This window comes from Pseudomonas sp. KCJK8993, from assembly GCF_046230915.1.
Taxonomy (GTDB): Bacteria; Pseudomonadota; Gammaproteobacteria; order Pseudomonadales; family Pseudomonadaceae; genus Aquipseudomonas; species Aquipseudomonas piscis.
Genome location: NZ_JBJJLO010000057.1, coordinates 23,613 through 38,637 on the forward strand (window position 1 = coordinate 23,613; position 15,025 = coordinate 38,637).

Genomic DNA, 15,025 nt, shown 5'->3' on the forward strand with positions numbered 1-15,025 from the left:
AAGCAGACGCGTCACAGGGAAGTTGAAGCATGCAAACAGCCGCACATCACACCGGCGCTGGAATTTTCGCTGAGCTCGAGGCACTGGCGCGTCGCCTGTTGGCCAGCCAGCTGGACGAGTTGGGGCTTGCCCGCGCCGAGGACCTCAAGCGCCTTGGCGCGAATGTCCCGGATTACCTGCGGCCCTGGCTGGAGGAAAGCCTCGGGTATGTGGCCGGGGTCGAGCGCGGCCCGGCCCAGGTGCTGTGGCAGCAATGGCAGGAGCAGTTGTCGCGCTGGAGCCGCGAACCTGAACTGGTGGCCAGGGCGCGTCTGCTCGATGCCTGCCTCAAAGGCTTGCCGGCGCTGCTGCGCGGGGAGCTGAGCGCGCCACGGATCCTCTTCCCCGAGGGGACGATGAGCCTGGTGGAGGGCGTCTACAAGAACAACCAGCTGTGCGATTACTTCAACCAGGTGTTGATCGCCGCGGCGCTGGCCTATATCGAAACCCGCCCGGAGCCGGCCGAGCCGTTGCGGATCCTGGAGATCGGCGCCGGTACGGGCGGCACCACGGCGGGCCTGCTGGCGGCCCTGGCGCCCTGGCACGCGCAGATCGCCGAGTACTGCTACACCGATCTGTCCCAGGCCTTCCTGCAGCATGGCGCCGAACAGTTCGGTGCGGCCAACCCTTTCCTGCGGACCCGGCTGTTCGACGTGTCCCGGCCTTGCGCCGAGCAGGGCATGGAGGTCGATCGCTATCACCTGGTGGTGGCGAGCAACGTGTTGCACGCCACCGTCGATATCCGCCAGACCCTGCGCAACGCCAAGGCGCTGTTGCGCAAGGGCGGCTTGTTGCTGCTCAACGAAATCAGCCAGGCCTCGCTGTTCACCCATCTGAGCTTCGGTCTGCTCGAAGGCTGGTGGCACTACCGCGATGCGGCCTTGCGCATTCCCGGTTGCCCCGGCCTGTCGCCGGCTGGCTGGCAGGCGGTGCTGGAGCAGGAAGGTTTCGGCCTGGTGCTGTTCCCGGCTCGCGAAGCCCACGACCAGGGCCAGCAGATCATCCTGGCCCAGAGCGACGGCATCGTCCGCCAGCCCCTGGGCCGGCCAGCGCCTGCCCCCGCGCACGAACCTGCACCGCTACCTGCGCCGTTGGCGCAGCCGGCCGTTGCCGGTGACTGGTGGCAGCAGGTCGCCGGGTTCCTGCGCGACCTGGTCGGCACGACCCTGAAAATCCCCGCCACCAAGCTCAGCCTGACCCGGCCGCTGGAAGACTATGGCCTGGACTCGATCCTGGTGGTGCGCCTGACCCATGCCTTCAGTGCGCATTTTTCCGCCGTCGACAGCGCGGTGTTCTTTGAAGTGCCGACCCTGGCGGCGCTGACCGACCACTTCATCCTGCATCGGGGCCCCGAGCTCGAGGCGTTGCTGGGAGCATCCGAGCAGGTACGGCCCGACGCCGGCGCGCCATCCAGCGCTACGCCGGCGATAGCCGCCGGCGCGGCAGCCGGTATCGCCATCATCGGCCTCGACGGGCGCTACCCCGGGGCCCGATCCATGGATGAGCTGTGGCACAACCTGGCCACCGGGCATTGCGCCATCGGCGAGATTCCACGCACACGTTGGGACTGGCGGCGTTACTTCGCCTCGGAAAAAGGCACCCCCGGGCATCTATACACCCGCTGGGGCGGCTTCATCGAGGGTATCGACCAGTTCGATCCGGGGTTCTTCCGCATCTCGCGCACCGAGGCTGAACGCATGGACCCGCAGGAGCGGTTGTTCCTGGAGGTGGCCTACCACAGCATCGAGGACGCGGGCTACAACCCGGCGACCCTGCATCGCCAGGGCGAGGTCGGGGTGTTCGTCGGGGTCATGAACGGTAGCTACAACCCCATCAGCAACTACTGGTCGATCGCCAACCGGGTGTCTTACCAGCTGGACCTGCAGGGGCCCAGCCTGGTGGTGGACAGCGCGTGCTCGTCGTCGCTGACGGCGATCGACCTGGCGGTCCAGAGCCTGCTCGGCGGACGCTGCGAGGTGGCCATCGCCGGTGGCGTCAACCTGATCGTCAATGCCCGGCATTACCTTGGCCTATGCGAAATGATGATGCTCTCGTCCGGCGACCAGTGCCGTGCCTTCGGCAATGAGGCCGATGGCTTCGTCGATGCCGAGGGCGTCGGCGCCGTGGTGCTCAAGCCGCTGGCCCGAGCGCTCGCCGACGGCGACCGGATCTACGGAGTGATTCGCGGCAGCGCCACCAATGCCGGCGGCAAGACCAACGGCTATACCGTACCCAGCGCCACGGCGCAGCAGCGGGTGCTGGAAAAGGCCCTGGTGCAAGCGCACCTGGACCCCAGTCGGCTCAGCTATATCGAGGCCCATGGCACCGGCACCGCGCTGGGCGATCCGATCGAGATCAGCGGATTGAACCGGGTCCTGGCCAAGCAGGCGGGCATGCAATGCGCCATAGGCTCGATCAAGAGCAATATCGGCCACTGCGAAAGCGCCGCCGGCATCGCCGGGCTGAGCAAGGTGCTGCTGCAACTCAAGCACCGCCAGCTGGCGCCGTCGCTGCATGCCGCGCAGCCCAATCCACGGATCGATTTCCACGAGACCCCACTGCGCCTGCAGCAGCGCCTGGCACCCTGGACGGCCAATGGCGCGACGCGCATCGCCGCGATCTCGTCGTTCGGGGCCGGCGGCGCCAATGCCTCGTTGATCGTCGAAGAGCATCTGGCCCAGGTGGACTTGCGGCCGGCCATGCCCGGCCCCTGGTTGATCCCGCTATCGGCCAGGGATCCCCAGCGCCTGGCGGAGTCGGCCACGCGGCTGCTGGATTTCCTGGCCGGTGAAGCAGCCGCGGACCTGGCCCTGGACGACCTGGCGTGGACCCTGCAGACCGGGCGCGAAGCCCTGGCCGAGCGCCTGGCGCTGACAGTGGCGTCAGTGGCGCAACTCCAGCAAGGCCTGGAACAGTGGCTGGCCGGTACGGCCCAAGGCCACGTATTCCAGGGCCAGTGCGATCCCTACGGGCCGCCGGCCGCCGACGCGCCATTGCCGGAGCAGGCGCGGCTGGAGCAACTGGCGGCCGCCTGGGTGCTGGGTGCCAGCGTGGACTGGCCACGGCTCTACGGCGATGACACCCAGCGGCGGCCCAGGCGCATCAGCCTGCCGGGTTATCCCTTCGCCCGAGACAGCTACTGGCTTCCTGGCCTGGCCCAACCAGCAGCCCCTGGGGGGCCGGTCGAGACGCCGACGGCGGCGGACCTCGACGATTGCTGCTACCTGCCACGCTGGGAGGTCCAGGCAGCCGCGGAACCGGCGCCGGAGCCAGGCCCCGGAGCGGTGTTGCTGGTGACCCTGGGCCAGGCCGGTAGTATCAGCGAAGCCTTGCAGACGGCCTTGCACGCGCATTACCAGGACCGCCGCCGGTTGTTGCGGATTGATTGCGAGCCGGGCGCGTCTGCCGAATTGGCACCGGGTCACTGGCGTTGCGATGCTGGCGACCCGGCAGCCCTGGCCGACACCCTGGCGACGCTGGGGCCGCTGGCGCAGATCCTGGTGAGCGTCGCGCCACAAGCGGCCGACCTGTCGCTGGCAGAGCTGGCCGACAGCCTGCAGCACCATGAGCTGCCGCTGTTGCGCCTGTTCAAGGCCCTGGGCCAGCAGGCTGGCGAGCACGTCATCGATTGCTTCCTGTTGTCGTTCGCTCGCCACGGTTTCGCCGGCTCGGCACCCTCGGGCAATCCCGTGGGGGCGGGTAGCACCGGCCTGGGTTATGCGATGGCCCAGGGTGAGTACCGGGTGCGCCTGCGCCAGCTGGACCTGGACCCCGCCGACCTCGAAGAGCCGGCCAGCCGGCAGCGGCTGGTGGCGCAGATCCTGGCCGAACCTGCCGCCTTGCGCGGCGAGCCGGTCAAGCTGGCCGCCGGCGAACGCTTCGTCCAGCAACTGGCGCCGCTGGTGCTGCCGCCACCGTCCGGCACCAGCCCCTCGGCGCTGCGGCACGATGGGGTGTACCTGATTCTTGGCGGCAGCGGAGTGATCGGCCAGGTGCTCAGCCGGCAGTTGGTCGAGCATTACCAGGCCCGGGTGGTCTGGCTGGGCCGGCAACCCGCGGACAGCGAACCGGTGCGCCAGCGCCTGGCGGCCGAATCGCTGCGTGGACGGGTCGACTACCTGCAGGTCGACGCAACGGACCTGGCGCAGTTGCAGCGGGCCGTGGCCCAGGTCACCCAGCGCTACGGGCGGATCAATGGCGCGGTGTTCTCGGCCATGGTCTTCGACTTCGAGAACAGCATCCGCCACACCAGCGAAGAGCAGTTCCAGGACATTCTCCAGGTCAAGAGCCGTGGCAGCCTGAACTTCTACCAGGCCCTGGCAGGGCAGCCGCTGGATTTTCTCTGCTACTTCTCGTCCGGGCAGGGTTTTGCCTTTTCCGGTGCGGCGAAGCTGTCCGCCTACGCCTGTGGCATCACCTTCGCCGATGCTTGCGCCGCCAGGATCGCGGCCACCGCCAGTTTTCCGGTGGGGGTGATCAACTGGGGGTTCTGGCGTGCTTCGCTCCAAGCGCAGCCGATCAGCGAGCACCTGGACGCCCTCGAGGATGCCGAAGGGTTTGCCTGCTTCCGCCACTTCGTCGGGCACTTGGCCAGCGGCTCGCTGCCTCGCTTGTTGTGCCTCAAGGCATCGCCCGCGGTACGCCAGTTGATGGCGGTGCCCGAGGGCCGGCCGTTGCGTTTCGAGCCTGGCGAGCTGCTGCCGGCCGCCGCCCCGTCGGTCGAGTTGCCAGCGGCCGAACACCAACGCCTGCAACGGATATTCGAGCACCGGATACTCGATCAGTCCATCGCCGTGCTGTTGTTGGTCCAGTTGCAGACCCTGGGGATCTTCGTGACCAGCGACGCCCATGACGCCGAACACTGGCGCCAGCGCGCCGGGATTGGCGAGCGCTACCGGCGCTGGTGGCAGGAATGCCTGGCGATCCTGGTGGAACAGGGTCACCTGCGCCGGCAGGGCGCGACATTCGCCGTGGCCACCCCCATCGCCCGGAACCGCCGTGACGCGATCCTGGCCGCCTGGAAGGACCAGCGCGACCGGTACCTGGCGGACCCCGAGCGGCAGGTCCAGGTGACGCTGATCGACGATTGCCTGCTGCACCTGCCACGCATCCTGACCGGGCAGCTCCAGGCCACGGACCTGCTGTTCCCGGACGGTTCGATGGACAAGGTCGAGGGTATCTACAAGCACAACAGCCTTGCGGACTTTTTCAACCGGCAACTGGCCGTCCAGGTCTGTGCCCACATCCAGCGGCTGGCCGAAGCCGAGCCCGGCCGGGCGCTGCGCATCCTCGAAGTGGGCGCCGGCACCGGCGGCACCACCGCCGCCTTGCTGGCAGCGCTGGAACCCTGGGCCGGGCACATCGGCGAGTACTGCTACAGCGACCTGTCCCGGGCCTTCCTGCACCATGGCCAGGCCAGCTTCGCCCAGGGGCGGCCCTACTTCACCACGCGCATCCTGGACATCAGCCAGGGCCACGACAGCGTCCCGGCCTATGACGTCATCGTCGCCACCAATGTGCTGCACGCCACCGGCGACATGCGCCGCACCCTGGGGCGGGTCCGCTCGCTGTTGCGCAATGGCGGCCTGCTGGCGTTGAACGAACTGAACCGCAAGACCTGCGCCGCTACCGTCACCTTCGGTTTGCTCGATGGCTGGTGGCTGTACGACGACCCGGCATTGCGCATCCCCGGTTCACCGTTGATCGCCGAGCGGACCTGGCTGCAGCTGCTGTGCAGCAGCGGTTTCGAACGGGTCCTGGCGCACATCCCACCGGCCATCGCCCTGGGGCAGCAGATCATCACCGCCCATGGCGACGCCCTGGCGTCGCCAGTCGTCACGCTGCAACAACCGGCCGCGCCCGCACCCGACAAGGAGTCCAGCGTGAACCTGCCACCTGCCAGCGCCACCACCCCCTGCACCGATGTTCCAGGCAGGTTGCGGCAACTGATCGTCCAGGCCCTGGCCAGGACCCTGAAGGCCGAAGAGCAGGGCATCGCCCTGAACACGCCATTCTCCGACTACGGCGTGGACTCGATCCTCGGCGTCGGGTTCCTCAAGCACCTGGGCAGCCAACTGGGAATCACGCTCAACAGCGCGATCCTGTTCGAGCAGGCCACGGTGGCCAAGTTGCAAGCCTACCTGCTGCAGGCCCATGGCGCGCCGATCGCCGCGGCCCTGGCCGGTACCGCGGCCAGTGTCCAGGACCCGCCAGCGTCCCGGTTGCCGGACAATCCGGTCGTGGCCGCCGCGCTGGCGGGCACGGTTCCCGCCGGCACCACGCAGGGCCGTCCGGGGCCGATCGCGGTGATCGGCATGGCCGGGCAGTTCCCCGGCGCCGACAACGTCGAGCAGCTATGGGCCAACCTGCTGGCCGGTTACGACAGCGTGCAGGAGCTGGGGCCGGACTATCTGCGGCCCGAGGCCTACAGCACGGATGGCCGGCCGGGCACCAGCCGTTGCAAGCGCGCCGGCATCCTCAAGGACCGCGATTGCTTCGATCCACTGTTTTTCAGCCTCACTCCCCATGAGGCGGAGTCGATGACGCCCCACCAGCGACTGGTGCTGCAAGAAAGCTGGAAGGCGCTCGAGGATGCCGGCTACGACCCTCGGACCCTGGCGGGCCAGGCAGTGAGCCTGTATGTCGGCGCCGAGCCGGGGGGCTACCAGCATGACTCCTTTACCGGCGGGTCCGAGGCCATCATCGCTTCGCGGCTGTCCTACTGCCTGGATCTCAGGGGACCGGCGATGGTGGTCAATACCGGCTGCTCGTCCTCGGCGGTGGCGATCCACCAAGCCTGCGAAAGCCTGCGCCACGGCGAAAGCCGCATGGCGCTGGCCGGCGGCGTATATGCGTTGCTGGACCAGCGTGGGCTGGTCAGCCTGTCGGCCATCGACATGCTCAGCCCCAGCGGCCAATGCCATGCGTTCGATGCGGCTGCCGATGGCACCGTGATCTCCGAGGGCGTGGCCATGGTGGTACTCAAGCGCCTGGAAGACGCCGAGGCCGACGGCGACCCGATCCATGGGGTCATCGAAGCGTCCGGGATCAATCAGGATGGCCTGAGCAACGGCATCACCGCGCCCAATGGCGAAGCGCAGGAGCAACTGTTGCGTGATACCTGGCACAAGTTCGCCATCGACCCGGAGCAGATCAGCTATGTCGAGGCCCATGGCACCGGCACCCGGCTGGGAGACCCGGTGGAGGCCAACGCGTTGATCCGCGCCTTCCGCTCGTTCACCGAGGCCCGGGGCTATTGCGTGCTGGGCAGCGCCAAGGCCAACCTGGGCCACGCCGCGGCGGCGGCCGGAGTCATCGGCCTGGTCAAGGTCCTGCTGTCGATCCGCCAGCGCACGTTGCCGGCGATGCCCGGTTTCACCTGCCTCAATCCACTGATCGAACTGGAACATTCGCCGTTCTACATCAACCGCCAGGCTCAGGACTGGCAAGCCAGCGGTGGCACTCGCTTGCTCGCCGCGCTCAATTCCTTCGGCCACAGCGGCACCAATGCTCACCTGGTGGTCGGCGAATATCAAGGACAGCCGCTAGATGCCGCGGGCCAGGCGCCGGAAACTGTCGGCCGGCTCGTGCCACTCTCGGCCAAGACCCTCGATAGCCTGCGTGACAACGCCAGGGCCCTGGCGCATTGGCTGGAGCACAACGACGTGCCGCTCCAACACCTGGCCTTCACCTTGCAAACCGCCCGGGAACCCATGCCCGTGAGGGCGCTGGTGGTCGCCGAGGATGCCGGGCAATTGCGCACGCGGCTGCTGCGCCTGGCCGACGGCGAAACACCGGCGCTCAGCGGCGACCACGACCCCCTGGCCAGCCAGTGGCTGGCCGGGGCGCAGGTCGATTGGGCGGGGTTGTGGCCGGCCGGTTCGGCCAGGCGCATTCACCTGCCGACCTATCAATTCGCCAAGGAGCGCTACTGGATCGAGCAGGTGCCCGTGTCTGCCGCCGAGCCGGCCCGGTCGCCGACGCCGGAGCTTGCGCCGGCGACCGGGCTGTTCCTTGCTCGCCCGGTGTGGCAGGAACCCCTGGGCACGAGCTTCGATGCCGGGGCCGGGAGCCATCGGCGCTTGCTGTTGTGGGTCGGCTTCGACCCGGCACAACTGGCGCAGTTGCAGGAGCTGGCCCGCGTTGGCGGTGCCGGGGTCCAGGCGCAAGTGCTGGCTTGCGACAAGAGCACTCCGGGAGCCTGCTACCAACAGCTGGCCATTGCTTTGCTGCGGTGCGTGCAAGGGTTGAAGGAGCGGGTCCAGATAGAACTGATGATCGCCGAACAGACCCCGGAACAGGGGCTCTACGCAGGCCTGGAGGGGCTGTTGAAAACGGCCTGCCTGGAGCAGCCATCGCTTAGCGCCAGGTGCCTGCTGGTGCGGGTGGACGCCGGCCAACCACTGCCGGCGGCGCAGTTGGCGCGCTTGACCAGCCTGTGGGGGGAGCGCCGCCAGCGCGCCAGCTCGGTGCTGCAACGGATTGCAGCGCAGGGCGAGCACCAGGAACTGCAATGGCAGGAACTGGCGGACGACGGTGCTGCCAATCGCGGCGGCGTGCATGTGCCCTGGAAGGATCGCGGAGTCTACTTGATCACTGGCGGTGCCGGTGGCCTGGGGCTGATCTTCGCCCGGGCGATTGCCGAGCAATGCCGCGAGACCACCTTGATCCTGGTCGGGCGCTCGACCCTGGACGAGGCGCGCCAGGCGCAGTTGCAGGCCATTGGCCGGTTGGGCGCCACGGTGGTCTACCAGGCGCTGGACCTGACCGATGCCCAGGCCCTGGAGCGCCTGGTCGCGAGGATTCGCGCCGACCACGGCGGGCTCGATGGGGTACTGCATGCCGCCGGGATCAACCGGGACCGCTTGCTGGCCCAGAAAACACCCCAGGACCTGGTCGAGGTATTCGCCGCCAAGGTATTGGGCACGGAACTGCTCGACCATGCCTGCCGCCAGCTGTATCTGGATTTCTTCGTGTTGTTCTCGTCCTGTTCGGCGGTGCTCGGCAGCATCGGCCAGGCCGACTACGCCGCTGCCAACGGCTTCATCGACCATTTCGCCGCCTGGCGTAACCAGCGGGTCGAGCAGGGTTTGCGTTTTGGCCAGACCCTGGCGCTCGCCTATCCGTTGTGGCGCGACGGTGGCATGCGCGTCAGCGCCGCTGACCAGGCGCATATTCGCCAGCACAGCGGCATGGTGCCCATGCAGTCGTTGCAGGGGATCCAGGCCTTGCAGCTGGGCTTGGGCGCGGGCCTTGAACGGCTGCTGGTGATCGAGGGCGACCTGGCGCGCATTCGCGGACACTTCGCCGCCACCGAGCCTGGGGTGAGCGAGCCGGAGCAGGGCTCGACGGCACCCGCTGGCGACTCCACGCAGCTCGACGAAGCGATCCTGGACCGGCTCAAGGCGGTGTTCTGCGCTGTCACCAAGTTGCCGGCCAGTCGGGTCGAAACCCTGGCACCGCTGGAGCGATACGGCATCGACTCGATCATGATCATCCGGCTCAACCGGGCGCTGGAGGAGGTATTCTCGACGCTGACCCAGTTGCCCCCGGCGGAGCGCCTGCTGTCCAAGACGCTGTTTTTCGAATACCCCAACCTGCAGGCGCTGGCCGCCTACCTGGTGGCCGAGCACCCACGCGCTTGCCTGCTGTGGAGCGGCCTGGGCGCCCAGCCGGCCGGCCAGGCGCCTGCCCAGGCGGCAGCGCCAGCCGCGCCGCTGGACACCGTCGAGCCCATCGCCATCATCGGTATCAGCGGTCGCTACCCCCAGGCGGCCAACCTCGAACAATACTGGGAGAACCTCAAGGCCGGGCGCGACAGCATCACCGAGATCCCCGCGCAGCGCTGGCCACTCGAGGACTTCTATGTCGACTCGGTCGCCGAGGCCCTGAAGCTGGGCCGCAGCTACAGCAAGTGGGGCGGGTTCATCGATGGCTTCGCCGAGTTCGACCCGCTGTTCTTCAATATCTCGCCGCGCGAGGCGCTGAACATGGACCCGCAGGAACGGCTGTTCCTGCAGTCCTGCTGGCAAACCCTGGAAGACGCCGGGATCACCCGGGCCGACCTGGCCAGGCAGTACCAGGGCAAGGTCGGGGTCTTCGCCGGCATCACCAAGACCGGTTATGGCCTCTATGGCCCCGAGTTGCGTGCCCGGGGCCAGCTGGTCTTTCCCCGTACCTCGTTCAGTTCCACTGCCAACCGGGTGTCCTATGTACTGGATCTCAACGGCCCGAGCGAACCGGTGGACACCATGTGCTCGTCGTCGCTGAGCGCCCTGCACCGGGCCTGCCAGAGCCTGCGTCGCGGCGAATGCCGGATGGCCCTGGCCGGTGGTGTCAACCTGTACCTGCATCCGTCCAACTACGTCGAGCTCAGCGCCGGGCAGATGCTCTCCAGGGACGGCCGCTGCCGCAGCTTCGGCGAGGGCGGCAATGGCTTCGTGCCGGGCGAGGGCGTCGGCACGGTGCTGCTCAAGCCCCTGTCCCAGGCCCTGGCCGATCGCGACAACATCCACGGGTTGATCCGCGCCGTGGCGGTCAACCACGGCGGCAAGACCAACGGCTACACCGTGCCCAACCCCCAGGCCCAGGCCCGGGTGATCCGCCAGGCCATCGCAGAGGCCGGGCTCGATGCCCGCCAGATCAGCTATATCGAAGCCCATGGCACCGGCACCGAGCTGGGCGATCCGATCGAGGTGAGCGGCCTGGTCCAGGCCTTCGCCTCCGATGGCGTGGAGCCTGGCCGCTGCGCCCTGGGTTCGGTGAAAGCCAACATCGGTCACCTGGAAGGTGCCGCCGGCATCGCCGGGTTGAGCAAGGTGCTCCTGCAGTTCAAGCACAAGCAATTGGTGCCGAGCCTGCACGCGGCGACGCTCAATCCCAACCTGCACCTGGAAACCACGCCGTTCCACCTGCAGCAGCGGCTCGCCGACTGGCAGCCGGCCGATGGCGGGCGGCGTATCGCCGGGGTCTCGTCCTTCGGGGCCGGAGGCGCCAATGCCCATGTGCTGCTGCAGGAGCATGCCGAGTACCGCGAGCTGCCCAGCGCTGGGGCGGTCGAGGTGATCCTGCTCTCGGCCCGGGACCCGGAGCGCCTGCGCGACTATGCACAGGCGCTGCTGGCCTACCTGGAGGCGCGTCCGGCGCTGGCGGGCGGCGAACTGGCGAACCTGGCGTACACCTTGCAGCAGGGGCGGGAAACGATGGCGGTGCGACTTGGCCTGATCGTCGATTCGCCTGCGGCGCTGACCATGGCCTTGCGCGCCTTCATCGACGACGGCGCGGCCCCGCCGGGGGCATATGGCGCCGACCTGCGCGGCAAGCGCGCGGCCGCCGAGCTCCCGGCCGAGCATGGTGATGCCCCGGGCGCGCCCCTGGCGCAATCCTTGCTGGCGGCCTGGACCCGTGGCGAGGCCGTCGACTGGTCGCAGTTGCAGGTCGGCCGTGAAGGGCCGCCGCCGTATCGGATCAGCCTGCCGGTCTATCCCTTCGCCCGGGAATCCTACTGGCTGCCGAGCCTGGAGCCGGTGCCCGGCGCCGAGGCCGCGACGGCGCCCAGCGGATTGCCGCTAGCGACCAGCATTGACCACCTGAGCTACCTGGCCCGCTGGCAGGCCGATGACCAGGACGACCAGGCGCAGATTGCCGAGCGGGCGATTGCCGGGCAACGCTGCGTGCTGATCGTCGCCGATGCCAGCAACCGGCCCATGGTCGAAGCACTTGCCGCCCAGTACCTGCTCGGCGCCGGCTTCGCCACCGACGGTGGCCGGGTGATTCGCCTGGAACCCGGCCAGCGCACGACCTGCCTGGCCCCGGACCACTGGGAACTGGACGTGGACGATCCGCAAGCGCTGGAGCAGTGCCCGGGTACCCAGGCGCCCATCGACTGCCTGTACTTTTTTGGCGGTCATGCCGAGCCCAGTCACTGGCAGGCGCAACTGGACAGTCCGAAGGCCAACGAGATCCTCCTGTTGCGCCTGGGCAAATGGCTCAAGCAACACAGCCCTTGCCCGTCCATCGACAGCTACATCATCAGCCAGGACAACTTCGCCATCGGCACCGGGTCGGTGAACGTCGTGGGCGGCGGGCTGACGGGCATGGCCTATGCCATGGCCCAGGGCGAGCATCGGTTTCGCGTGCGCAACCTGGATGTCGATCACCGCGAGTTGCTCGATTCCCGGAGCCGGCCGCGCTTGCTGCGCCAGATCCAGGGCGAGGCCGGGCTGGCCCGGGGCGAGGTGGTGGGGTTGCGCGATGGCGTGCGTTATCGCCAGCGCATCTTCAACCTGGGCTGGCAACCCCAGGGGCAACCGGCCGACGGCCACTTCAGCACGCCGGCGCTCAAGCGTGGCGGGGTCTATGTGATTCTCGGCGGCGCTGGCACCGTGGGTTCGATCATCAGTCGCCATCTGCTGGCCGATTACCAGGCCCGGGTGATCTGGCTCGGGCGCCGCGCCGTGGACGATCCCCAGGTGCAACGCCGGCTTGCCCAGTGCCGGCAGCAGGTTCCCGGCCTGGCCGCGCCGGCGCAGTTGCACTACCTGCAAGCCGACACCAACGATCCGGCGGCGCTGCACGGCGCCGTGGCTGAGATCAAGCAGCGCTACGGGGCGATCAATGGGGCGATCTTCTCCGCGGTGGTGTTCAGCCATGAAGATCCACTGACGCGTATCCCCGAGCCGCAGTTCGAGGCGATCCTGGCAGTGAAGAGCCGGGGCGCCATCGAGTTCTACCGGGCGCTGGCCGATGAGCCGCTGGACTTCATGTGCTACTTCTCGTCCGGGCAGAGCTTTGCCTTTTCCGGCGCTGCGCGCCTGGGCGCCTATGCCGCCGGCATCACCTTCGGCGATGCCCTGGTGCGCAGCCTGGGACAGCAGGCCGGGTTCCCGGTAGGGGCCATCCACTGGGGGTTCTGGCTGGCTTCCCTGGCCGAGCAACAGGAGGCCGATCCGGCGGCGCAACCCATGAGTCGCCACGCCGCGGCCCTGGAGGACCGCGAGGGCTTCCTGTGTTTCGCCCGCTTCATCGACGCCCTGAGCCGTGGCCAGCTGGAGCAGGTACTGTGCATGGCGGCTTCGGCGCCGGTCCGCCAATTGATGCAGTTGCAACCCGCACGGGTGATCCTTGGCCAGGATGCGGCACAGGGGGGCGAGAATGGCTTGGAGCGCTATCGCCTGGCTGCCCGGCCGTTGCTTGCGGCCCACGATCCGTTGCCTTTCGATGCCGCCCTGGCGGCCATGACATTGGCCCAATTGCGCCGCCTGGGCGTGTTCTTGCAGCCGGGACAGTTCGACGAGTGCGACGCCCTGCGCCAGTTAGCGGGTATCGGCGAGCACTATGGCCGCTGGTGGACCACCAGCCTGCAGTGGTTGCAGCAGCATGGGCTGATCGAACGGCGGGGGAGCCAGGCCGCCCTGGCTGCCCAGGCGCCCGTGGAACAGCTGGAGCAACCCTGGGACCGGCTCAGGGACTCGTTGCTCGCCGAGCCCCAGCGCAAGGCCCAGGTGCAGTTGGTGGACGCTTGCCTGCGGCAGCTGCCGGCGATACTCGCCGGTAGCACCCAGGCCACCGATGTGCTGTTTCCCAACGGTTCGATGAGCAAGGTCGAGGGGGTATACCGCGACAACGCCTTGTCCGACTACTTCAACCAGGTGGTGGCCGCAGTGGTGCGACAGCACCTGGAAATGCTGCCTGCCAGCACAGCGCAGCGACCGCTGCGGATCCTCGAGATCGGCGCCGGCACCGGGGGCACCAGCTCCATCGTGCTGCCGGCGCTGCAACCCTGGCGCGAGCGCATCGCCGAATACTGCTACACCGACATTTCCCAAGCGTTCTTGCTGTACGCCAGGAAAACCTATGGCCCGGACCATCCTTTCCTCAGCTACCAGGTGTGGAACGTCGAGCAGCCGCCACACGCCCAGGGGCTGGAGGAGGGCGGCTATGACATCGTCATTGCCGCCAATGTGTTGCACGCCACCAGCAACATCCGCCGGACCGTGGCCCATGCCGCGTCCTTGCTGCGCGGCGGCGGGATCCTGGTACTGAACGAAATCAGCCAGCAATCGCTGTTCTCCCACCTGACCTTCGGCCTGCTCAAGGGCTGGTGGCTGTACGAAGATCCGCAGTTGCGCATTCCCGGTACTCCGGCGCTGGCCCCGCAGAGCTGGGCCAGCGTGCTGGGCGAGAGCGGTTTCGACCAGGTGCTGTTCCCCGCACAGTGCGCCCATGAGCTGGGCCAGCAGGTGATAGTCGGGCGCCGTGACGAGACTCGACAGCATCCGCAGGCCCTGCCCAGTGCCGCGCCGCGCGCGATCCCGCCTGCGACTGCGCCTGTCACCACCGCGACCACCGAGGGCGCGCGCACGGCGCTCACCGCCCTGGCCCTGGAGGGCCTGGCCAAGGCCCTGCAACTGGAGCCCGGGCGTATCCAGGTGGACCAGCCGTTCGCCGACTACGGTGTCGACTCGATCCTCGGCGTGAGCTTCGTCAGCCACATCGGCGATGCCCTGGGCCTGGAACTGAACACGGCGCTGTTGTTCGACTACCCATCGCTGCAAGCCCTGGTGGACTACCTGCTGGAGCATTACCCGAGGCAATGCGCCCGCCTGGGCGCAAGCCCGGAGCAGGCCATGGTGGCGCCGCCAGGCACATCCGTAGAGCACCTGGAGGCGGCGTTTCTCAACGGTGAACTGGCAATCGATGAATTGCTGAAAATCGTCAACGACAGCGTCGCGGCCAACCAGGGCATCGCGCAGGCAGCGGTGGGGAAGGGACAATCATGAGCAGCCAAGCATTTCAATCCATCATCGCCCGGCTGCAACAGCGCCAGATCAGCGCCGACGAGGCCGGGCAACTGTTGCGGCGGCTCAAGGCCGATAGCCAGGACGTGGCCCAGGAGGGTCGCGGAGAACGGCCGGCGGTTTGCGAGGGAAACGCGGGGGTACGCATTGGGCGGGGCATTTCCCGGCCGGGCCGGCGCAGGCGGTTT

2 protein-coding genes are annotated in these 15,025 nt (G+C 68.2%); both read left to right on the top strand.

What is annotated here, in order from left to right; all coding sequences use genetic code 11:
• Positions 1 to 29: 29 nt before the first annotated feature.
• Complete coding sequence (locus tag ACK6AU_RS18290) at positions 30 to 14,819, top strand: SDR family NAD(P)-dependent oxidoreductase (protein WP_409300514.1); 14,790 nt, start codon at positions 30 to 32, stop codon at positions 14,817 to 14,819.
• A partial coding sequence (locus ACK6AU_RS18295; protein ID WP_409300516.1) for a hypothetical protein occupies positions 14,816 to 15,025 on the top strand: 210 nt, incomplete at its 3' end. The genes ACK6AU_RS18290 and ACK6AU_RS18295, both read left to right, overlap by 4 nt.